At 35.6% G+C, this 22,365-nt stretch carries 23 protein-coding genes and 2 riboswitches; of the genes, 14 read left to right on the top strand and 9 right to left on the bottom strand.

The window, feature by feature from the left end:
• Positions 1 to 14: 14 nt before the first annotated feature.
• Positions 15 to 998, top strand: a complete 984-nt coding sequence (glcK, locus tag MHB70_RS19935; RefSeq protein ID WP_000391709.1) for a glucokinase — start codon at positions 15 to 17, stop codon at positions 996 to 998.
• Positions 999 to 1,079: 81 nt separating this feature from the next.
• On the opposite strand, the gene MHB70_RS19930 is transcribed toward glcK, so the two are convergent.
• Positions 1,080 to 1,253, bottom strand: coding sequence for a DUF2759 domain-containing protein (locus tag MHB70_RS19930; protein ID WP_000524850.1), 174 nt, complete (start codon positions 1,251 to 1,253; stop codon positions 1,080 to 1,082).
• Between the two features lie 170 nt (positions 1,254 to 1,423).
• On the opposite strand from MHB70_RS19930, the gene MHB70_RS19925 reads away from it, so the two are divergent.
• Together MHB70_RS19925 and MHB70_RS19920 are read left to right on the top strand one after the other, a co-directional pair.
• Complete coding sequence (locus tag MHB70_RS19925) at positions 1,424 to 2,053, top strand: MBL fold metallo-hydrolase (protein WP_000872319.1); 630 nt, start codon at positions 1,424 to 1,426, stop codon at positions 2,051 to 2,053.
• Positions 2,054 to 2,062: 9 nt separating this feature from the next.
• On the top strand, positions 2,063 to 3,175 hold the full coding sequence (locus tag MHB70_RS19920) for a class I SAM-dependent methyltransferase (RefSeq protein WP_000525127.1): 1,113 nt from the start codon (positions 2,063 to 2,065) through the stop codon (positions 3,173 to 3,175).
• 143 nt (positions 3,176 to 3,318) lie between these two features.
• On the opposite strand, the gene MHB70_RS19915 is transcribed toward MHB70_RS19920, so the two are convergent.
• Together MHB70_RS19915 and MHB70_RS19910 are read right to left on the bottom strand one after the other, a co-directional pair.
• Positions 3,319 to 3,609 (bottom strand): ArsR/SmtB family transcription factor, encoded by a 291-nt coding sequence (locus MHB70_RS19915; protein ID WP_000894375.1) that lies wholly within the window; start codon positions 3,607 to 3,609, stop codon positions 3,319 to 3,321.
• Positions 3,610 to 4,037: 428 nt separating this feature from the next.
• Positions 4,038 to 4,550 (bottom strand): cysteine hydrolase family protein, encoded by a 513-nt coding sequence (locus MHB70_RS19910; protein WP_000379181.1) that lies wholly within the window; start codon positions 4,548 to 4,550, stop codon positions 4,038 to 4,040.
• Positions 4,551 to 5,090: 540 nt separating this feature from the next.
• Here MHB70_RS19910 and MHB70_RS19905 point away from each other — a divergent pair.
• Complete coding sequence (locus MHB70_RS19905; RefSeq protein WP_000521653.1) at positions 5,091 to 5,240, top strand: hypothetical protein; 150 nt, start codon at positions 5,091 to 5,093, stop codon at positions 5,238 to 5,240.
• Between the two features lie 369 nt (positions 5,241 to 5,609).
• On the opposite strand, the gene metC is transcribed toward MHB70_RS19905, so the two are convergent.
• Both metC and metI read right to left on the bottom strand, forming a co-directional pair.
• Positions 5,610 to 6,773, bottom strand: coding sequence for a cystathionine beta-lyase (gene metC, locus MHB70_RS19900; protein ID WP_000122270.1), 1,164 nt, complete (start codon positions 6,771 to 6,773; stop codon positions 5,610 to 5,612).
• Positions 6,770 to 7,882, bottom strand: coding sequence for a cystathionine gamma-synthase/O-acetylhomoserine thiolyase (metI, locus tag MHB70_RS19895; protein WP_000103907.1), 1,113 nt, complete (start codon positions 7,880 to 7,882; stop codon positions 6,770 to 6,772). Before metI ends, metC begins: the two co-directional genes overlap by 4 nt.
• 95 nt (positions 7,883 to 7,977) lie before the next feature.
• Positions 7,978 to 8,087, bottom strand: a riboswitch (SAM riboswitch).
• Positions 8,088 to 8,289: 202 nt separating this feature from the next.
• Positions 8,290 to 8,399, top strand: a riboswitch (SAM riboswitch).
• 70 nt (positions 8,400 to 8,469) lie between these two features.
• Here metI and MHB70_RS19890 point away from each other — a divergent pair.
• The 6 genes from MHB70_RS19890 to MHB70_RS19865 all read left to right on the top strand — a co-directional run bounded on the left by MHB70_RS19890 (position 8,470) and on the right by MHB70_RS19865 (position 16,160).
• Complete coding sequence (locus MHB70_RS19890) at positions 8,470 to 10,302, top strand: bifunctional homocysteine S-methyltransferase/methylenetetrahydrofolate reductase (protein WP_000770363.1); 1,833 nt, start codon at positions 8,470 to 8,472, stop codon at positions 10,300 to 10,302.
• The gene (metH, locus tag MHB70_RS19885) at positions 10,302 to 13,700 is read left to right on the top strand and encodes a methionine synthase (protein WP_061529643.1); all 3,399 of its coding nucleotides are present in this window, start codon (positions 10,302 to 10,304) and stop codon (positions 13,698 to 13,700) included. The genes MHB70_RS19890 and metH overlap by 1 nt, the downstream gene beginning before the upstream one ends.
• 18 nt (positions 13,701 to 13,718) lie before the next feature.
• Positions 13,719 to 14,777 (top strand): undecaprenyldiphospho-muramoylpentapeptide beta-N-acetylglucosaminyltransferase, encoded by a 1,059-nt coding sequence (locus MHB70_RS19880; RefSeq protein ID WP_000724783.1) that lies wholly within the window; start codon positions 13,719 to 13,721, stop codon positions 14,775 to 14,777.
• 95 nt (positions 14,778 to 14,872) lie between these two features.
• On the top strand, positions 14,873 to 15,133 hold the full coding sequence (locus tag MHB70_RS19875; protein WP_079519680.1) for a DUF3966 domain-containing protein: 261 nt from the start codon (positions 14,873 to 14,875) through the stop codon (positions 15,131 to 15,133).
• A gap of 94 nt (positions 15,134 to 15,227) precedes the next feature.
• Positions 15,228 to 15,605: a nucleoside 2-deoxyribosyltransferase gene (locus MHB70_RS19870; RefSeq protein ID WP_000675235.1), complete on the top strand. Its 378-nt coding sequence runs from the start codon at positions 15,228 to 15,230 to the stop codon at positions 15,603 to 15,605.
• Between the two features lie 66 nt (positions 15,606 to 15,671).
• On the top strand, positions 15,672 to 16,160 hold the full coding sequence (locus MHB70_RS19865; RefSeq protein WP_000764243.1) for a hypothetical protein: 489 nt from the start codon (positions 15,672 to 15,674) through the stop codon (positions 16,158 to 16,160).
• A 35-nt stretch (positions 16,161 to 16,195) separates the two neighbouring features.
• Here the strand turns inward: MHB70_RS19865 and MHB70_RS19860 are convergent, their stop codons facing one another.
• Positions 16,196 to 16,507 carry a hypothetical protein gene (locus MHB70_RS19860; protein WP_001092833.1) on the bottom strand — a complete coding sequence of 104 codons (312 nt, stop codon included), beginning with the start codon at positions 16,505 to 16,507 and terminating at the stop codon, positions 16,196 to 16,198.
• 252 nt (positions 16,508 to 16,759) lie between these two features.
• Here MHB70_RS19860 and MHB70_RS19855 point away from each other — a divergent pair, with 252 nt between their 5' ends.
• Entirely contained in the window at positions 16,760 to 16,975 is a 216-nt protein-coding gene (locus MHB70_RS19855) for a DUF3912 family protein (protein WP_001008324.1), read from the top strand.
• Positions 16,976 to 17,062: 87 nt separating this feature from the next.
• Positions 17,063 to 17,455, top strand: a complete 393-nt coding sequence (locus MHB70_RS19850) for a hypothetical protein (RefSeq protein ID WP_000875407.1) — start codon at positions 17,063 to 17,065, stop codon at positions 17,453 to 17,455.
• A gap of 62 nt (positions 17,456 to 17,517) precedes the next feature.
• On the opposite strand, the gene MHB70_RS19845 is transcribed toward MHB70_RS19850, so the two are convergent.
• The 3 genes from MHB70_RS19845 to MHB70_RS19835 all read right to left on the bottom strand — a co-directional run bounded on the left by MHB70_RS19845 (position 17,518) and on the right by MHB70_RS19835 (position 20,083).
• Positions 17,518 to 18,912, bottom strand: a complete 1,395-nt coding sequence (locus tag MHB70_RS19845; RefSeq protein WP_001094350.1) for an L-cystine transporter — start codon at positions 18,910 to 18,912, stop codon at positions 17,518 to 17,520.
• A gap of 107 nt (positions 18,913 to 19,019) precedes the next feature.
• The gene (locus tag MHB70_RS19840; RefSeq protein WP_000440717.1) at positions 19,020 to 19,262 is read right to left on the bottom strand and encodes a DUF2626 domain-containing protein; all 243 of its coding nucleotides are present in this window, start codon (positions 19,260 to 19,262) and stop codon (positions 19,020 to 19,022) included.
• 125 nt (positions 19,263 to 19,387) lie between these two features.
• On the bottom strand, positions 19,388 to 20,083 hold the full coding sequence (locus MHB70_RS19835; protein ID WP_000434112.1) for a helix-turn-helix transcriptional regulator: 696 nt from the start codon (positions 20,081 to 20,083) through the stop codon (positions 19,388 to 19,390).
• A 204-nt stretch (positions 20,084 to 20,287) separates the two neighbouring features.
• Between MHB70_RS19835 and comGA the strand changes: the two genes are divergently transcribed.
• Positions 20,288 to 21,331 (top strand): competence type IV pilus ATPase ComGA, encoded by a 1,044-nt coding sequence (gene comGA / locus MHB70_RS19830; RefSeq protein WP_001013172.1) that lies wholly within the window; start codon positions 20,288 to 20,290, stop codon positions 21,329 to 21,331.
• The gene (gene comGB, locus MHB70_RS19825) at positions 21,318 to 22,355 is read left to right on the top strand and encodes a competence type IV pilus assembly protein ComGB (protein WP_002093281.1); all 1,038 of its coding nucleotides are present in this window, start codon (positions 21,318 to 21,320) and stop codon (positions 22,353 to 22,355) included. Before comGA ends, comGB begins: the two co-directional genes overlap by 14 nt.
• The last annotated feature ends 10 nt before the right edge of the window (positions 22,356 to 22,365 follow it).

The raw sequence follows: 22,365 nt of genomic DNA, 5'->3' as shown, positions 1-22,365 counted from the left end.
GGTAGGTAAGCAACATGGAAGAGAAATGGTTAGTTGGTGTTGACCTTGGTGGTACAACGATTAAATTAGCATTTATTAATGTATACGGTGAAATTTTACATAAGTGGGAAATCCCTACGAATACAAATGAGCAAGGAAAACATATTACACTTGACGTAGCGAAGGCAATTGATAAAAAATTAGAAGAGTTAGGCGAATTAAAAAGCAAGTTAATTGGTATTGGTATGGGAGCTCCTGGTCCTGTGCATGTGGCATCTGGAATGATTTATGAAGCGGTTAATTTAGGGTGGAAAAACTATCCATTAAAAGATTTACTAGAAGTAGAAACAGGGTTACCTGTTGTAATTGATAACGATGCAAACTTAGCAGCGCTTGGCGAAATGTGGAAAGGTGCTGGCGAAGGAGCAAAAGATTTAATTTGTATGACGCTTGGCACTGGTGTCGGTGGTGGTGTAATCGCCAATGGTGAGATTGTACACGGTGTAAGTGGTGCTGCTGGTGAGATTGGACATATTACAGTCGTTACAGAAAATGCTTTCCCATGTAATTGCGGAAAATCTGGTTGTTTAGAAACAGTAGCTTCTGCAACGGGTATTGTGCGTGTTGCTATGCAGAAAATACAAGAGACTGATAAAGAAAGCATGTTACGTTCTATGTTAGCAGAAGAAGGACGTATTACATCAAAAGATGTTTTTGAAGCGCACGGACAAGGTGATGAACTAGCAAATGAAGTAGTAGAAAAAGTAGCTTCTTATTTAGGATTAGCTGTAGCGAATCTTTCTAGTACGTTGAACCCAGAGAAAATTGTTATTGGTGGAGGCGTTTCTAAAGCTGGAGATGCACTATTAGAACCAATTCAAAGTTATTTCGAGCAATATGCTTTCTCACGTGCTGTAAAGAGTACGAAGTTAGCCATTGCAATACTTGGTAATGATGCAGGTGTTATTGGAGGAGCTTGGCTTGTAAAAAAGCACAAATACGAAGCGAAGATGATATAAGTTGTGAAATGTGAAAAGAGGAAGGGGGAAACCCTTCCTCTTTTTGCGTAAAATCTTGATGAAGAATAACATGTAAGTGAATTAAGCTGCTGGCGGATACCCGTTATATAGAACAGTCATGATCGTAAACCATCCGAAAACGAGTACAGTCGCAATTGCAAAGCCGCCTGCGAAAAAGTTCTTTTCGCGAAGTGTTCTAAGCGTAGCAAAAACAGCTAACAGAGTGACAAGCGTAAAAATAATAACAAGGCCCATACAATATCCTCCTCTGTCTACCTATTTTTAAATATGAGTTTTTAGAATATTTACTCTTTTACATTGTACATGTTTTAAAAATGATTGTCGAGATAGCATCCTTTCTTTTCCTAAGAGAAAGAAATGTTGTATCATTAAAAGTAAGTTTAATAACTGGAGGAGATTTTCATATGAAATGGACACAAATGCCGTTAGGACCATTACAAACAAATGCTTATATTTTAACGAATGATCAAAATGAGTGTATTATCTTTGATCCTGGTCATGAAGGAGAGAAGCTCGTTACATATTTACAAGAAGAACAATTAAAACCACTGGCGGTTTTATTAACGCATGCCCACTTTGATCATATTGGTGCTGTTGATGCGGTAAGAGACGCTTTCCATATTCCTGTATACGTACATAAAGAAGAAGCAGATTGGTTAGGAGATGGAACTGTAAATGGCTCTCAAATTTTTATGATGAACCGTAGTATTACAGCTAAGCCAGCGGATCATATTATTGATGCAGAAGGTACATTAACAGTCGGTTCATTTAATTTTGAAATTTTTGAGACGCCAGGACACTCTCCAGGAAGTATTTCTTATTATAGTAAAGAGGCGAATGCAGTGTTCTCAGGAGATGTATTATTCCAAATGAGTATTGGAAGAACTGATTTACCTGGTGGAAGTTTTGCTGAATTAATTGGAAGTATTGAAGAGAAATTATTCGTATTGCCAGATGAAACAGCGGTGCTATGTGGACATGGTCCAGAAACAAGCATCGGTTTTGAAAAAGAAAATAATCCATTTTTACAATAAGGAGTCATTATGGGGATGGAGCTCATTTTAAGAGAATGGATGGGGAAAGAGAAAGATTATTCGATTTCATATAGTACGTATATGAACCTCGTATTGTATGCAGAAGGGCATGGCTATTATATGAAGGACCGTGAAAAGATTGGAAGACAAGGCGATTTTTTTACAAGTAGCAATGTATCCTCTGCTTTTGCAAAAACATTTGCTAAGTTTTTTATTCGTCTTGTTGAGAATGATGAAGTCGCTCCAAATATTTGTGAGATTGGCGGGGGAACAGGAAAGTTTGCCTATGATGTTTTACAAGAATGGAAGCAATTATCTCCGGAAACCTTTATTGATTTAAACTATTCAATGATTGAAGTGAGCCCTTTTCATAGAAAATTACAACAAGAGAATCTGTGCTCATTTTCTAATGTATCGTATTATACATCTTATAGTAAAATGGGAGAGTCATTCGAAGGAATTCTTTTTTCGAATGAGTTATTTGATGCATTTCCTGTTGAAGTAATTGAGAAGAGAAATGGAATGTTGTATGAAGTACGTATTACGTATACAGAGGAAGGGAACCTTGCTGAAGTATGTAGACCGTTAGATAAAAGAATCGGTCGCTACTTACTGAAATATAACATTCATATTGCAGAAGGGCAGCGTTTTGAGGTGCCAATTGCGATGGAAGATTATATAAAAGGAATTGCAAAATGGTTTCAAAAAGGTATATGTATTACAGTTGACTATGGATACACAAAAGCAGAATGGACGTACCCTGCGCATCGGGAAGGAAGTTTACGTGGGTATTATAAGCATAAGTTAATACGTAATCCTTTAGCGTATCCAGGGGAAATGGATCTTACTACTCATATTCATTGGGATGAGTTAAAGGAGATTTTTAACTTTCAGGGAATGAGTGCAGTATGGCATAAGAAGCAATCTGAGTTTTTGTTAGCTGCAGGAATATTAGAACAGCTTACGAGTCATCAAGATACGAATCCTTTTTCTGAAACTCAAAAACAAAATCGAGCAATTCGTTCTATGATTTTGAACGGAGGATTAGGGAATGCCTTTGATGTTGTTATACATACGAAAGACATACAGAATTTACATCTGAATCGGTATTTAACAATATAAAAAACAAGACACAGCATATTTCTGTGTCTTGTTTTTTAATACGACGTATGTAGTATTATATATTTCCCCTCATGATATATATTTATATTAAAGATATGAGATGAAAAATATAGAATACGTTCTTTTTCTCTGTTTATTAGTCCCTAACCTAATAATACGCGAACGAGTTGAATAATTGTTTCGTTTTCTACTTTGTAGTAAATTTCTAATCCTTTTCTTTCACTAGAAACGATTTTAGCACTTTTTAATTTTGCTAAATGCTGTGAAATTGTAGACTGTGGCATGTTTAAGCCAGTGTACATTGTAGAAACGTTGCTTGGACCACGCTCGATTAATCCTTTTACGATACATAAACGAACTGGGTGAGCAAGTACTTTCAATAATTCTGCATTGCTTTCATAAAGTTCTATTTCTTTTTGAAAGGTTTCTAACATGTTCTTTTCCACCTCCGTGTGAGCTGTTATACCATACTATACATACCAAAAAATTAAAGAAAAGAAAACAGTTGTTGCAGAAAAAATTTCCTAAAGTAAAGAAATTGTAAGAAAAGAGACCCTGATGTAAATAAAATGGATAAATTAGCACAGTTTTGTAAAATGACGCTTTTGGGCGAAAATTTTGATGCATTTTAAAAATTGAAAGATATAGATATATTTGTAACACAATTTTATCATGATTTTCTTATTCTTTCAAATGAATATACAAAATTTTTAAAATAATATGACAAAGGAATTATAATGCTATATATAGAATATAAAACAGGTTAAAAGAAGCCCGATGTAATCAGCTTTTTTATGAGGATAATGAGACACTTGAGTGTAGCTGATCAATCTTAGAATGATCAAGTCATTCGTCATTTATGCTAGAGCTCATCTTTTAGCAACTTTAAAAATCTGTGATTCCATATATTCTCATAAAAGTCAATTGTCTCTTTTGCGGACATAAATGGATTGTTTAATGTAGAAGTTATTTTAGGTGCCATAAAGTTTTCGTACCCTAGTCCGTGAGCAAATTTAATCGTAGCATCCATACAGTACTCTGTTTGGGCGCCACAAAATTCAATACGATGTACAGATAATTGATCTAAAATTTCTTTTAAGTTTGTTTTATAAAATGAATTTGCATGTGTTTTTCTCACAAAGAAATCTTGGTCTTGAACATCTAGATCAGTATGAATAGCCCAAAGTTCTTTTTCGGGTACTAAATCATCATCACAATGTTGAACAAAAATGATTGGTTTATTTGATTTTCTGTATGAAGAAATTCTTTTATTTACTTTTGTAAGCAAGTTTTGTAAATCAAATAAATGCTCTCCGCTATAACATACCCCATTTTGTAAATCGATAACGATTAAAATATCAGAACAAGTATCCATTATTTTTACCCCCTTGTATTTCTTAATATATCGATAAAACCATTATTTGTAAATAAGTGATGTGCTTTTATCCCACTATTTGTGGGAGGCGGGCTGCCCGTAAACGCCCGATTGGTGAAGGCTAATAATGAGTGGGAATGAACAAAACCCCCAATGATTAAATTTTTGTACAGAGATAATAAAGTAGTTTCATTTACAATAAAATTCTTTAAAAAACAATAAAGTTGTTTTATTATAATTGGGGTAGAGTCAAGAAAATACGCATTTACAACGATAAGTATTTTGATACAAGTCTTATGAGACATTATGAGGTCTAATTGAAAGGTGATTGGATTATGTACCGATAGGTTTTACTCTATTGAGATTGTGAAGTTTCCTACTTAGACTAACGGGGCAGGTTAGTTAGATAAAGGGATATTTGGATTAAGATAGATGTAAGTAGAAAAACTACTAAAGTAATAAGATTTGCTTCAGTAAAATAAGGTATATTATATTTGTTGAATAGATTCTCTGTAAAGACAAGAAAAGTAGGTGAACAAAGTGGGCAAATATCAATTGGATTACAAAAGTCAGGTAGCTGTGGCAAAGTTTCATGAAAAACAGACGCCTGCCAAATTTGATAAAAAGCAGCAACTTGAAAAATTGCGTGCGGAGTATTTGAAAAAGAAGCAAAAACAAACAGATAAATAATATGTTTTGTTTGTCTGATTGTTTTGTATTCGGTGTAAACAAAAGGAAATAGGTAAGTTATTCATCGTTCAAATATATACAGGCTATTTTTTCAAACATCTTTCTTAATGAACTAACGCATGCGTTAGTTCATTAAGAATAAATAAAAAAGTCGATTCCTTGAGAGGGGAATCGGCTTTTTTTAATAAGTGATATTTCCTTAGCGTTGTAAATCCGCATTTTCCTGACGCTACCCCTCATTAGACTAACGAGGAGGATGGTTGAAGAAGACAAAAAAATTTGAGTACAAAAAGAAAAAACACTAAAAAGAATATACTAAACCGCATAAAAAGAAGATATGAGAACTTAATCTCATATCTTCTTTTCTCTCTACGCATTTACAGGTTCTTCTACATAAGAGAGGGCATTTTCAAAATCGGATATTAAATCGTTAACATTTTCAAGACCGACTGATAAGCGAAGTAATGAATTAGAGATACCTCTTTCATCACGAGCTTTTTGCGACAGTGCGGCGTGGGACATTTTAGCTGGGTAGGAAAGAATCGATTCGACAGCTCCTAAACTCACTGCAAAAACAGGTAATTTTACTTTTGATAAAAATTGGCGGAGTGCATCTTCTGACTGCAAAGTAAACGATAAGACCGCTCCAGCTGACGTTGCTTGAGATTGTTGAATATTAAATCCAAGATGTGTTTGTAATCCCGGATAATAGACATTTTGTACTTTAGCATGCTCTTGTAAATAGTGTGCAATTTTATTGGCATTTGCAGCTGAGTGCTCAAGACGTACATGTAATGTTTTTAGACCGCGAAGTACGAGAGAACAATCTTGAGGTCCTAAAATAGCGCCAAATGCATTTTGTAAAAATCCAAGCTTTTGAGCGAGTTCGGCATCTTTTACGACCGTTAATCCGGCAGTAACATCACTGTGACCAGCAATAAATTTTGTAGCACTATGAAGAACGACATCGGCGCCAAGATCAAGTGGCTTCTGGAATAATGGTGTCAAAAAAGTATTATCAACAAATGTAAGAGCACCAATAGATTTTGCGAGTTTAGAAACCTCGCGAATATCTGTTACTTTTAAAAGTGGGTTAGATGGTGTTTCTACATAAAAGAGTTTCGTATTCGATTTAATATTTTGCTTTATTTCTTCTAAATTGGTCATATCAACAAATGTATGTGAAACACCGTAACGGGAGAGTACTTCAGTTATAATTCGATAAGTGCCTCCGTATACGTCTTCTGAAATGAGAACGTGATCGCCTTGTGAAAGAAGGAGAAAAGCAGTAGAAATCGCTGCAATGCCTGAGGCAAAGGCGAATCCTTTTGTTCCGCCTTCTAATAAAGCAATGATATCTTCCAGAGCTTCACGAGTTGGATTTCCAGATCGGCTATAGTCGTATTTGCCAAAAGTATCTACATCAAACTGGTGAAATGTTGATGTGTTATAAATGGGAACGTTAACAGCTCCTGTTTGTGCATCGTGTTTATATTGGTTGTGTAGTAAGAGTGTATCTATAGAATAACTCATATTCTCACACCTTCTTTTACAAGTTTAATGGCTTGATTTAAGTCTTGAATTAAATCATTACTGTTTTCAATGCCGACGGAGAATCGAAGAAGACGATTACATACACCGTTCGCCGTTCTGATTTCTTCTGGAATATCAGCATGTGTTTGCGTTGCTGGATAAGTCATTAAACTTTCTACACCACCAAGACTTTCGGCAAATGTGATTAAGGATAAAGATTGTAAGAATGGATTAATCCAAGCTTCATCTTTAAGTCGGAATGAAATCATACCGCCTCTCCCTGGATAAAAGACATCTGTCACACCATCCTCATCATTTAAATAAGTAACAACTGCTTTCGCATTTTCTTCATGTTGTTTCATGCGAAGCGCTAAAGTTTTCATACCACGAATTAATAGCCATGAGTCAAATGGGCTTAAGACAGCACCGGAGGCATTATGATAATGAGCGATTTCCTCACAAAGTTCCTTTCCTTTTGCAACGACAAGTCCGCTTAATACATCATTATGCCCACCTAAATATTTCGTTGCACTATGAAGTACGATGTCAGCACCTTCTGTTAATGGCTGCTGTATATAAGGCGTGTAGAATGTATTGTCTACGATAAGAAGTAGTCTGTGTCTTTTCGCTACAGTTGCGACAGCGGCAATATCAGTAACTTGCATTAATGGATTAGTCGGAGTTTCTATGAAAATAGCCTTCGTTTCAGTTGTGATAGCTTGCTCAATCTGTTTAATAGATTGTGTATTTACGTATCTACATCGAACATTCCACTTTTTTTCGTGTTCGGAAAATAAGCGATACGTTCCCCCGTATAAATCTTCGGATACAATAAGTTCATCTCCAGAACGGAATAATGAAAGGACGAGGAGAACAGCTGCCATACCTGAACTACAGGCATAACCTTGTTGGCCATATTCTAAATCTGCGATTGCCTGTTCTAAAAGACCACGAGTTGGATTTCCAGTTCGTGAATAGTCAAAGCCGGTAGATTTACCAAGTCCTTCGTGACGATAAGCGGTTGAGAAATAAACGGGTGGATTAACAGTTCCTGTTGTAGTTTCGCTACGATTTCCGATTTGTGCTAGTTTTGTTTCGATAGTTGACATGTAAAAATTCCTCCTTTTTAAATTGAACCAGTAGTTGAATATAAAATAAAAAAAAGCCTTCTAAGAAGAAGGCTTTCGGATTGAATAGAGTCTTCTTCTCATCTGTCAAATCTTTCACAATTTGCTGGAATTAGCACCTTATTAACAAATGTTAATGGTTGCTGAGGCGTCATAGGGCCAGTCCCTCTACCTCTCTAGATAAGAATGTTCGTATGAAATTTTTATTATGTTTTTAACTTTACAACAAAAGTTAATTGAATTGCAACTTTATTTTAAATAATTTTTATTTTTCCGCAAGTGTCATTGACTTTTATATTTGTGCATGCTAAATTTATAAAAAATTAACAAACATTGTTAAAAGGGGAACGCATTTCCTTTTAGCTACATAAATAAAATAATAAAGACAACTCTTATTGAGAGCGGTGGAGGGAAAGGCCCTGTGAAACCCGGCAACCTTCAAACGAAATGTTTGAAACGGTGCTAATACCTGCAAAACGAATGTTTTGCATAATAAGAGGCGGAACAATTATGTCCCCCTCTTCAAAGTGAAGAGGGGGTTTTTATATTGATAGAAATGAGGGAGATTCGTGAAATTACTAGATTTATTATCAAAAGGAATTGTAATAGGTGATGGTGCGGTTGGAACGTTATTACATTCACATGGTTTGCAAAGTAGTTTTGAAGAATTGAATGTATCTGATCCAGACCTAATTATATCGATTCATAAACAATATGTAGCTGCTGGTGCAGATGTGATTCAAACAAATACGTATGGAGCAAATGAGGCGAAATTACGTATGTATGGCTTAGAAAATCAAGTTGTTCAAATTAATAAAGCGGCAGTGAAGCTTGCGAAAGCATCTGTTACAAACAGAAATGCAATTTTAGGAACAATCGGTGGTATGAAACATATCGGAGCTGTCACAACGACTGATATGGAGCGAGAATTTATGCTACTTGAACAGGCAGGTGCTTTACTAGAAGAACAGGTTGATGGATTACTATTAGAAACTTTTTACGATGAATTTGAATTACTTCATGCCGTTAAAGTATTGCGTAAGCAAACGAATATTCCGATTGTTGCTCAAGTAGCGTTACATGAAGCAGGTACGACTCAAAATGGAAATGATGTCAATGAAATATTAAAACAGCTTATAGATTACGGTGCAAATGTTGTTGGATTGAACTGTCAACTAGGGCCACTTCATATGACGGAAGCTTTCAAAATGATATCGATTCCGCAGAATGGCTATTTATCAGCATACCCAAATGCAGGTCTCCCAAATTATGTGGAGGGACGTTACGTATATGAGGGAAGCCCAGCTTATTTCGAAGCGATGACACCGAAATTTATTGAGCAAGGTATTCGGTTATTGGGTGGTTGTTGTGGTACGACCCCAGAACATATTCAAAGTATGAAGCGCGCTGTTGCGAATGTTACACCTGTAATAGAAAAAGACACGATTCAAAGACCGAAAGTAGTTCATACACACGAGAAGCGTTCGAAGGTACAGGTTACTCTTGCGGAAAAGGCAAAAAAACAAACGACAGTTGTAGTGGAATTAGATCCGCCGAAAACGTTAGATACACAGCGGTTTTTTGAAGGAGCAAGAGCGTTAAAAAGAGCGGGAGCAGACGCTATTACTCTAGCAGATAACTCATTAGCATCGCCTCGTGTTTCGAATATGGCAATGGGCGCATTATTAACGAAGCACGATATTCCAGTATTGACACATTTAACGTGTAGAGACCATAACGTCATTGGACTACAATCTCATTTACTAGGTTTATCAGCGTTAGGTATGGAGGAAGTATTAGCTTTAACTGGTGATCCAGCGCGCGTTGGTGATTTTCCGGGAGCAACTTCTGTATATGATCTGTCCTCTATAGAGTTAATTAAAATGATTAAAGAAATGAACGATGGACGTTCCATTTTAGGGAAATCCATTGGACCGGCAACAAGGTTTTCAGTCGGAGGTGCTTTTAATCCTCACGTAAGGCATTTAAAAGCAGCGGTAAAGCGAATGGAACGGAAAATAGATGCTGGGGCTGAATATTTCTTAACACAGCCGATATATGATGTTGCTTTAATAGAAGAAGTATATGAAGCAACAAAACATTTGGAACAACCTATTTTTATTGGAATTATGCCATTAGTAAGTAAGCGGAATGCAGACTTTCTCCATTTTGAGGTGCCGGGTATTACTCTTCCTGAAGAAATAAGAGAGAGAATGGATGGACACGAAACGAAAGAGGCAGCTATCGAGGAAGGGATTCGTATTTCACAAGAGTTGATCGATGCAGCGATGAAATATTTTAACGGTATCTATTTAATTACACCATTTCTAAAATATGAAATTACAGAACATCTTGTTAAATATGTGAGAGAAAAGCAAGAAGTGAAAGAAGGTATTAATTGATGAAGTGTATAGAAGAAAAATTACAAAATAACATTTTAATATTAGACGGTGCAATGGGGACAATGATACAACAAGAGGACTTAACTGCGGAAGATTTCGGAGGAGAAGAGTACGAGGGCTGTAATGAATATTTAGTAGAAACAAGGCCGGATGTTATTTTAAAGATTCATAAAGCTTATATTGAAGCTGGAGCTGACATTATTGAAACAAATACATTTGGGGCGACAAATATCGTATTAAGTGATTATGAGCTGTCTCATTTAGATGAAGAACTAAATGAAAAGGCAGCACGATTAGCGAAACAAGCTGTTAAAGAAAGTGGGAATGAAGTATATGTTGCAGGTGCGATGGGACCGACAACGAAAGCAATTAGTGTTACAGGAGGAGTTACATTTGAAGAACTAATAGAAGCTTATACTAGGCAGGCGAGGGGATTATTAAATGGCGAAGTTGATGTGTTACTCGTTGAAACGAGTCAAGATATGCGTAATGTGAAAGCTGCTTATATTGGAATTCAAGCTGCTTTTGAAGAACTAAATAAAATTGTTCCTATTATGATCTCTGGGACGATTGAGCCGATGGGGACGACTCTGGCTGGGCAAACAATTGAGGCTTTTTACTTATCCGTAGAACATATGAAGCCATTATCTGTTGGATTAAACTGCGCGACTGGTCCGGAGTTTATGAGAGACCATATTCGTTCTTTATCTGATTTATCGGAGTGTTACATTTCTTGTTATCCAAATGCAGGTCTTCCTGATGAAGATGGACATTATCATGAATCTCCATCTTCTCTCGCTGAAAAAGTGAAGCGATTTGCTGAAGAAGGATGGATTAATATTATTGGTGGTTGTTGCGGCACAACACCAGAACATATAAGAGCAATGAAAGAAGCGCTAGCATCTCTTACACCGCGTGCGCAAAATGAACGAGCCGGACATGGAATTAGTGGATTAGAGGCGCTGCAATATGATGAGTCTATGAGACCGTTATTTGTAGGTGAAAGAACGAATGTTATAGGGTCACGTAAATTTAAACGATTAGTGACAGAAGGTAAATTTGAAGAGGCTGCTGAAGTGGCAAGAGCACAAGTGAAGAAAAATGCTCATATTATTGATATTTGTATGGCAGACCCTGACCGTGATGAAATAGAAGATATGGAAAAATTCTTATCAGAAGTTACGAAAGTGTTAAAAGTACCGATTATGATTGATTCAACAGATGAAAATGTAATGGCGAGAGCACTTACTTATATTCAAGGGAAAGCTGTTATTAACTCTATTAACTTAGAAGATGGAGAAGAGCGTTTTGAAAAGGTAACGCCACTTCTTCGCAAGTATGGTGCCGCAATTGTAGTTGGGACAATCGACGAAGATGGTATGGCAGTAAGTGCTGAAAGAAAACTAGAAATTGCGAAAAGAAGTTATGAATTATTGACGACGAAATATGGTATACGCCCGTCAGATATTATTTTTGATGCACTTGTATTTCCAGTAGGGACAGGTGATGAAGAATACATCGGTTCAGCGGCAGCGACGATCGAAGGAATTCGACTTATTAAAGAAGCGTTACCAGAATGTTTAACGATTTTAGGTGTGAGTAATATATCATTTGGTTTACCACCAGCTGGACGTGAAGTGTTAAATTCTGTCTTTTTATATCATGCAACGAAAGCAGGATTAGATTATGCGATTGTTAATACTGAGAAATTAGAGCGCTATGCGTCAATTCCAGAGGAAGAAAAACGTCTTGCAGATGCATTATTATTTGAAACGACGAAAGAGACGTTAGAAGAATTTACGAATTTTTATCGTGTTGCTAAAAAGAAAGAGGTTGTTGTTCAAGAAATATTAACGCTTGATGAGCGACTAGCCAACTATATTGTAGAAGGTACAAAGCAAGGATTACATGAAGATTTAAGTCTCGCGCTGACAGAGGGAAGAAAACCTTTGGATATTATTAATGGTCCACTTATGACAGGAATGGATGAGGTGGGACGATTATTTAATAATAATGAACTTATAGTTGCTGAAGTATTGCAAAGTGCTGAAAGTATGAAAGCTGCTGTAAGTTATTTGGAGCCGCATATGGAATCTAGCGATAGTGCGAAAAAAGGAAAAGTATTATTAGCGACCGTTAAAGGGGACGTACATGATATTGGGAAAAATCTTGTTGAAATTATTTTATCAAATAACGGATATGAGATTATTAATTTAGGAATTAATGTTCGTTCGGATCGAATCGTTCAAGAAGTGCAAGAAAAAAAACCTGATATTATAGGTCTTTCTGGCTTGCTAGTAAAATCAGCACAACAAATGGTAACAACTGCTGAGGATTTAAAAGCGGCGAATATTGATATTCCAATTGTTGTTGGTGGTGCAGCGTTAACGAGAAAGTTTACAGATAATCGTATTTCTCCATCGTATAAAGGGCTCGTATGTTATGCGAGCGATGCGATGACAGGTCTTGATATTATTAATAAGCTTCAAAAAGAAGAAGAGCGTGAGAAGATGAAACAGGATAAAAAAGAACGTCATCTTCATATCGTAAAAAAAGAAGAGAAGAAAGTGGAAATTCCAGCAGTAATTGAGCCATTACCAAAATCAGAGGTTATGGTGCCTGATTCAACAAAACGAATTGTATTACGAGATGTTCCTGTCTCACATCTTGCCCCATTTTTAAATAGACAAATGTTACTTGGACATCACCTTGGATTAAAAGGAAATGTGAAGAAGCTTTTGAAAGAGGGGGATAAAAGAGCGCACGAATTAAATGATTTAATAGACGAATTATTGGTGGAAGGACAATCTTGGTTAAAACCGAAAGCAGTGTATCAATTTTTCCCAGCGCAAAGCGATGGACAAAACATCGTAATATATGATCCAGAAGATCATACGCGCGTAATAGAGCGTTTCACATTTCCTAGACAAGGAAAAGCACCATACCGTACTTTAGGTGATTATTTGCGCCCTATTGGAGATGAGATGGACTATGTCGCTTTCTTATCTGTTACTGTTGGGGAAGGAGTTCGGGATATTGCTGAGGAGTGGAAGGCGAAGGGAGATTATTTACGCAGTCATGCAATTCAATCGTTAGCGCTTGAATTAGCAGAGGGGCTTGCTGAAAAAACACATATGCTCATTCGTGACCGCTGGGGCATTCCAGATTCACCTGAACTGACGATGGAAGAGCGTTTCCGTACGAAATATAGAGGAATACGTGTGTCATTTGGTTACCCAGCATGCCCAGAACTTGCGGATCAAGAAAAATTGTTCCGTCTAATTCATCCAGAGGAAATAGGTATTTCATTAACGGAAGGATTCATGATGGAACCAGAAGCATCAGTAACGGCTATGGTATTTTCTCACCCTGAGGCAAGGTATTTTAGTGTACTATAGTGTAGAAGGGGGAGACGTATGAAGAAAATAGTCTTTACAGGTGGCGGTTCGGCAGGGCATGTAACACCTAATTTAGCCATCATTCCATATTTACAAGAACAGCATTGGGACATCTCTTATATTGGTTCTCATCAAGGGATTGAGAAAGCGATTATAGAAAAAGAGGGCATTCCGTACTATAGTATTGCGAGTGGAAAGCTACGTCGTTATTTTGATTTGAAAAATATAAAAGATCCTTTTCTTGTAATGAAGGGGGTTATGGATGCGTATGTAAGGATTCGAAAACTAAAACCGGATGTAATTTTTTCAAAAGGTGGTTTCGTATCTGTACCAGTCGTAATTGGAGGATGGTTAAATAGAGTGCCAGTTTTATTGCATGAATCCGATATGACACCAGGACTAGCAAACAAAATTGCGCTCCGTTTTGCTTCGAAAATATTTGTTACATTTGAGGAAGCAGCGAAACATTTACCGAAAGAAAAAGTAATATATACGGGAGCTCCTGTACGTGAAGAAGTGTTAAAGGGAAATCGTGAAAAAGGTTTAGCGTTTTTAAGTTTTTCACGTAAAAAGCCGATTATTACAATTATGGGTGGAAGTTTGGGTGCGAAGAAAATCAATGAAACAGTTCGAGAAGCGTTACCAAAACTTCTTAAAAAGTATCAAATTGTTCACCTTTGCGGAAAAGGTAATCTTGATGAAAGCTTACAAAATAAAGAAGGATATAAACAATTTGAATATATCCATGAGGAGTTACCAGACATATTAGCGGCAACAGATTTTGTTATTTCACGTGCGGGATCCAATGCAATCTTTGAGTTTTTAACATTAGAAAAGCCAATGGTTTTAATTCCCTTATCAAAATTTGCTAGTCGTGGAGATCAAATTTTAAATGCAGAATCCTTCGAAAAACAAGGTTATGCCTCAGTATTGTACGAAGAAGATGTTACTATGAATTCTCTTATAAAGCATGTCGAAGAGTTAGATCAAAATAATGAGGTGTATAAAAGGGCATTAAAGAAATACAATGGAGAAGAAGCGATTAAAACTATTATTAAACATATTTCAGAGGCATGATTATACAATCATGTCTTTTTTAATAGGATGAAAGATTCCAAGAATTGATATTTTTATGTTACAATAACAAATGGTTAGTAGGGAAATTCCAATTGATTAAGCGTGAAAATACGAATGGATTAGGAGTGACTGTGTTGGAGCTAAGTCTCTATGAAAATACTGCACTTATTATATGCTTTGTGTTGTACGTTGGTAGTGTGATTGTTTATATTTCAAGGAAATTTTCGCAAGAACGAGAGCTTGAAAAATCAGAAATAACAGCAGAACTAGAAATGTTAGCTGATGAAAGTTATAAAAAACAAAAAATAAAAGAAGACCATGAAGCAACCCATCATTTAAACGCAAATAAGTTCTAAAGATGGGGATTTTTTTTGATGTCATTCTTTATTATATCTATAGCAAGTAACGCTAAAAGGAGTTTCCCCATACATATTTAAAGGATGAACATAAATGAAATTTTATATAGCATCGGGATTTCAAAATAAACACATTGTTCATTTTGTATCAGGCCAGTTAAAAGAAGCAGGATGGCACCATACATATGATTGGACAAAAAACGAAAGAGCAGTTAACCAAGAACAATTAAGAGAAATTGGTGAGGCGGAAAAGAATGCTATAAAGGAAGCCGATGTCTTTTTACTTATATTAGATGGTGGAAATGGAAGTCATACAGAGTTTGGAATGGCCATTGCACTAGAGAAAAAAATATATATGTATCATGAAGGAAATTCGCTGCAAACAACATTTTATCATTTGCCAGAAGTACATATTTTTGAAGGGGATGCAAAAGAGTTTGTAGCTCACGTTATGAATAATGTGGATGTTTAAAAGGTTATAAAGATAATCTTTTGGGTACAGTGATGATAAGGAAAGTATATAAAGGAGCTATATAATATGAAATTAGAAAATGGTTGGGAAACAAGTTTTTTAGAAGTGGTACAAAAGAGTGAATTTAAGAAAGATGCGCTTCTTAGTCAATTGCTTTTTGCAGATAGTGAAGAAGTAGAAGAGCTTACTGATGATTACGGATATGAAGAGATTATTGAACGCGAACATGATGATGAATTAGCAGAAGTTTTAGGCGAAGAACTATTCAGTGAGATGGAGCGATACGTATTCTTATCTTCACAACCAGAAGAGAAACTGATTTCATTCGTAAATGGATTAGGTTTTCATGTGTTAGATTGGATCGTGCTTCTTGAAACAGAATTTGGTGTTGATAGTGCAAACTTTACATCAGATGCTGTGAAGATGTTAGAAAAGCGTTTCAGACAGTTTCCATACATAGAGGATAAGACGATTTTTGATATGACGTTTGGAGAAGCGATGGATGTATTAGAATCCATTACAGGATTACAACTGAAGGAAAAGATGAACGTATAATGAAAAAAGAACGTGAGGATATCACGTTCTTTTTTTTACATAATAATAATTTTATCATCTAGTTTTGTCTGCCCAGTAAGAAGTGCGTTTAAATATTCCACTTTTCTTATACAAGCTTGTATATGTCTTTCAACCTCTTGTAACTCTGCTTGATGATGTGTTTCAATTGGATGAATTTGTACGTTAAATTTTTCAAATTGACTACTATATGTTATTTCTGCATAGCCGCTCATAATATCCGTTTCGTTATGAAATAAAAATTGTTTCGTTTTGTCACAGAATGATACATCCTGAAAGCCATATACTTTTAATGCGTCAATTACTTTTTTTATTATTTTTGTATTCATTTTTTAACCCTCTTTACGAAGTTCTACTTTTATATTATAACATAAAAAATTACATAGAAAGCGCTTCCAAGTGTATTTTATTATAAACTTTACGTTTCAATCATAAAAATGAAACAAAGAAAAAATAATTGTAAAGAAGGAAGGACTCTTTTATTGTTTCGTCATATATATAGAGAAATAGTGCAATGAAAGGAAATTTTCCGAGGTGGAGATTGTATTTCCAATTTGAGCGCAGTAAAAGAGGTGAGAATCTTGAACTTTGATATTGTAGGGCAAAAAGCATATATAAAAGATGGCCCGCATCGGAACCGAATTGGAATTGTAAAGAAAAACGAAGAACAATTAAAACCACACTTCGCTATTATAATTGGAGAACAAAGTATTGATGTCGAGCTAAAGGATATCGTGTTAGTTGGAGTGGACGTAGGACAATTTCATAAATGGTGCGAGCAGAATGGTTATTTGTGAAAAGGACGGGCTGTGAGATAATGAAATATATTTGAGAAAAGAGAATATGTTATTGTATTCTCTTTTTCTATGTGTAAGGAGACGGAAATGAAGTATAAAGAACGAGATTTTACATTGGAATTGAAAGAGAAAATTCAATGTATGGAAAAGGAGATAGAGCGAATATCACTTAAACTTTTTAGAGAGTATGCGCATTTATATATTGAGAAAAATATGGAATTAGACATTGGATTCGAAAGAGAAAAAGAGGATCCCTTTGAAACGGGGTATTATTCATCAGTTTCTATGGCGATAGTAGATGAAGAAGGTGAGATGATTGACTTTTATATCATTCCAATTTGGAAATGTGAAAATATCCTTTTAGGAATGCTAACTCAATCAAGAATTTGGGGGAGTAAGAAAGTAGGAAAACTTGTTGATGATTCTTATTATGAGATTGAGGAGGAGTTAAAAGAGCAACTAGAAGAATGCTTGGAGTGATACTTTTCAAGATGAGATGTAAAAAAAGACGCTAACAGTTTTATGTTAGCGTCTTTTTCTTATTATGAAGCAATTTCACCAGTTTTTGTATCATCTTGATTGTACGTATCTTGATCTAATTCACCAAGCCATTTACTAGAAATAAGACCTGCTGTCATAGAACCACTTACGTTAAGAGCTGTACGGCCCATATCGATTAATGGTTCAACCGAGATAACAAGAGCGACAATGCCAATTGGTAAGTTCATTGTAGATAGTACGATTAACGCTGCGAATGTTGCACCGCCACCAACACCGGCAACACCGAATGAGCTAATAGCAACGACAGCGATTAAAGTTAAAATAAATTGTGGTTGTAACGGATCAATTCCTACAGTTGGAGCGACCATCATTGCAAGCATTGCTGGATAAATACCTGCGCAACCGTTTTGACCGATAGATACCCCGAATGAAGCTGCGAAGTTTGCAATCCCTTCGGAAATACCAAGCTTTTCTTTTTGCGCTTCAATATTTAATGGCATTGCACCAGCACTAGAGCGAGATGTGAATGCAAATGTTAATACAGGGAATACCTTTTTCAAATATTGAATTGGATTTAAACCAGATAGAGCAATTAATAATAAGTGAATAACGAACATTACGATAAGTGCTACGTAAGACGCTAACACGAAGTTACCAAGTTTTAAAATAGCATTTATATCGCTACCAGCAACTGTTTTTGCCATAAGAGCTAATACGCCGTATGGAGTAAGGCGTAAAATTAATGTTACCATACGCATTACGATTGCATATACAGCATCAAGCATCTTCTTAAATAACTCTGCTTGTTCTGGATATTTTCGTTTTACACCTATAAAGGCAATGCCGATAAAGGCTGCAAATATTACGACAGAAATTGTTGATGTTGGACGAGCACCTGTTAAATCAAGAAATGGATTTGTAGGTAATAGCTCTAATAATTTGTCTGGAATTGTTGTCTTTTCAATAGAAGTAAATCTTTCTTCAACTAGTTTCAGACGAGCAGATTCTGCATCACCTTGTTGTAGGCCTGTTGCTGATACATCAAATCCTGCACTTGCAGCGATTCCGACAGCTGCAGCAATTCCTGTAGTAAGAATTAAAATTCCGATAATAAGGCCACTGATTTTACCAAGATTTTTCGTTAATTGTAATTTTGTAAAGGCTGAAATAATAGATACTAAAATAAGTGGCATAACGATCATTTGAAGCAATTTCACATAACCGTTACCGATTAAGCCAAACCAAGTATTTGATTCAATAATTACTTTAGAAGTAGGCTCATAAATAAATTGTAATATAAGACCAAATAAAATTCCGACTCCTAAAGCAGTAAATACACGTTTATTAAAAGATACATGCTTACGTTGCATATAATATAATACGCCGACTAAAATGAGCATGACTACAACGTTAATTCCGACAAGCAGTGTATTCATGTTGATTCCCCCTAATTCCAATCTGTTATATAGAATATAAGGTAATAAAACCTATAAGTCAACTAGGAAATTCCGCGATTAAAAAAAAGATGGCAAATTGCCATCTTTTAATGTCCAGCCCCAGGGACAAGTAAAAACGTCGTGTAGTATGTAAATCCTATGAAGAAAACAGTTAAGTAGGCCCCAAATACGTATATATACATACGCTCTGTTAATTTTAAATAACTTAAAAGTACGAAGAAACCTGTTTGTCCTAAAAATAGTAGTGCAGCCTGTTGCATATCCCCTACGTAAAACATAACCGAGAAAATTCCAGTCCAAAAGCCGAGAACGCGAAACATGCGCTCCATGCCATCTCCCTCCTTTTCTAGAAAAAGTAAACCTCTCCTCATTATAGTTTATTTTTCTTACTATTGTAAATATTCGTTCATATAAAAAGAAGCCAATTATAATTGGCTTCTTTTTATATGAGAAATTAAATTGTTAATTTATAATTACAAGATTTACATCCATCTAGTAGACTATCATTTCGTGTTAATTCCATGTTAGGGAATAGGATTTCAAAAATCCCTTTCATCATATCCCCATGCATATTACAAATTTCAGTTGGGTGATGAACAGCAACTTCTTTAAATGGACAATTGTGTACATCATAGAAAATTTTTGTTCCATCTGCACTTAATTCAAATGCAGGTGATAAACCAGCTGTTGAGAAAGCTTCTTTTGCAATTTGAATTTTTTGTTCTACTGTTAAGTCTTCTTCACTCACATTTAAGCGGTGCATATGTTGTTGCATTAATTCTGCCCCGAATTGTTTTCCTGTTTCGTATAGCGCTTTTTCACCAGCAGCTCCAAGGCTAAGGAGAGAATTGAACGCTATTTTTGCTAATAATTGATAATCACGGAATGGAAATTGCAATTGGATAACATCATCAGATAATACATATAATCTGCTTGGTCTTCCACCCTTTCCAGTTTTCTTTGTTTCAGATTTAAGCATATGAACATCTTCTAATTTAGATAAATGTAAGCGTGCTACGTTTGGATGAATGTCAAACTCATCTGCAATTTCTTGTACAGTTACGTAACTATGTTTTTGAGAAATATATTTATAAATGTAATAACGAGTTGGGTCAGATAATACACCTGTAATTTTTAAAGCTTGTTCCATGAGGATCTCCACCTTTATCACTTTATCCAAGATAATAACATTATAATACAGATAAACTTCCATATAGGTAATTTCAGACAATAATTCGGAAATTGTTCATAATTTCACAAACATAATTTTCCTTTTTATTCTGATGAAAATACAAAAGTCCCAATTTTTATTGTGCATTTTTTCATGCTATATACATAGTGAGGAGGGAAAATGATGAATGGAATTGAAATTTTTGCGAATACAATTTTGAAAGAAGCGTGTAGGGTACAAGCATCGGACTTACATATTGTGCCCCGGCAGAAGGATGTAGCGGTTCAGCTACGTATAGGAAAAGATTTAATTACGAAACAATGTATTGAAAAGGAGTTTGGAGAAAAACTTGTTTCGCACTTTAAATTTTTGGCATCCATGGATATAGGAGAGAGGCGGAAGCCACAAAATGGTTCATTGTATTTACAAATTGATGGACAAGAAGTGTATTTACGTCTTTCAACACTTCCGACTGTATATCGAGAAAGTCTCGTGATTCGCCTTCATTTACAAGCATCTGTGCAGCCGTTATCTCATCTTTCGTTATTTCCAAGTACGGCGGAAAAACTCCTCTCTTTTTTACGTTATTCACATGGTCTACTCGTATTTACTGGACCGACTGGTTCTGGGAAGACAACGACAATGTATGCATTATTAGAGGTAATTAGAAAAAGGAAAACACGTCGAATTGTAACACTTGAAGACCCAGTTGAAAAAAGAAAAGACGATTTATTACAAATTCAAATAAATGAAAAAGCAGGTATCACTTATGAGGCTGGACTAAAGGCTATTTTACGCCATGATCCAGATATTATATTAGTTGGTGAAATCCGGGATGAAGAAACAGCAAAAATAGCTGTAAGAGCAAGTTTAACTGGACATTTAGTAATGACGACCCTGCATACGAATGATGCGAAAGGAGCGATACTCAGATTTATGGATTATGGCATAACGAGGCAAGAAATTGAACAAGCTTTATTGGCTGTCGCTGCACAGCGACTTGTTGAATTAAAGTGTCCATTTTGCAGAGGAAAGTGCTCAATTTTATGTAAATCAATGCGGCAAGTAAGACAAGCAAGCGTTTACGAGTTGTTAGATGGATATGATTTGCAACAAGCAATTAAAGAAGCGAACGGAGAATGTGTTACGTACAAACATGAAACATTAGAATCTTCGATACGAAAAGGGTATGCTTTAGGATTTTTAGAAGAAGATGTTTATGTTTAAGAAAACATGGAGTTTAAGTGAGCAATTAGTATTGTTGAAACGATTAGGAGAACTATTAGAAAAAGGATACTCCCTTTTGCAGGCACTAGAATTTTTACGGTTTCAATTACCCTTAGAAAAGAAAGTACAATTACAGCATATGATTGAGGGATTAAAAGAGGGGAGAAGTCTACACGATTCGTTTCATCAATTAATGTTTCATCAGGAGATGTTAAGTTATTTATTTTATGCTGAGAAACATGGTGATATTTCTTTTGCATTGCAACAAGGGAGCGCACTTCTTTATAAGAAGGATAAGTATAGGAAAGATATGATGAAAATAATGCAGTATCCTATGTTATTAGCATTCTTTTTAATGATTATGCTTGCTGTTTTCAATCTCATCTTATTACCGCAGGTTGAAATGGTGTATAGTTCATTTGGTTCTACAGCGCCGCTATTTACAGAACAAATTTTAAGTGCAATTAAACGAATACCTTACATTATTTTTAGCGGTATTCTTATCTTTATTATTGGATGTAGCGTATATTTGTTTTATTTTCGGAAACTCCCACATATTGAACAGGTAAAAATCATGCTTCGTATTCCTCTCATAAAAGTATTTCTTATTTTAAAGCATTCGCATTATTTCTCCACTCAATTGAGTGGTTTATTGTACGGCGGACTATCGGTGCTCGAAGCACTCACAATAATGATGGAGCAAAAATATAATCGATTTTTTCAGTATGAAGCAGCCCGAATTGAACGGCAATTAATTGCAGGAGAATCGTTACAATCTATCATTGCTAAAAGTGGTTATTACGAAAAAGAACTTTCTTATATTATTAGGCATGGACAAGCAAACGGTAATTTGGCAGTTGAATTAGAGGACTATAGCGATCTTGTTATAGAAAAGATGGAACAAAAAATGAAACGTATGTTAGTTATCATTCAACCGATTTTATTTACATGCATTGGAGGAATAGTTGTTCTTATGTATTTAGCGATGATTATGCCGATGTTTCAAATGATGAATTCCATTTAGGAGGCATTTA

Source organism: Bacillus sp. FSL M7-1020 (genome assembly GCF_038050415.1).
Classification (GTDB): Bacteria; Bacillota; Bacilli; order Bacillales; family Bacillaceae_G; genus Bacillus_A; species Bacillus_A toyonensis.
The sequence above is the reverse complement of the archived record's forward strand: the minus strand, read 5'-3'. Positions and strand labels throughout refer to the sequence as shown.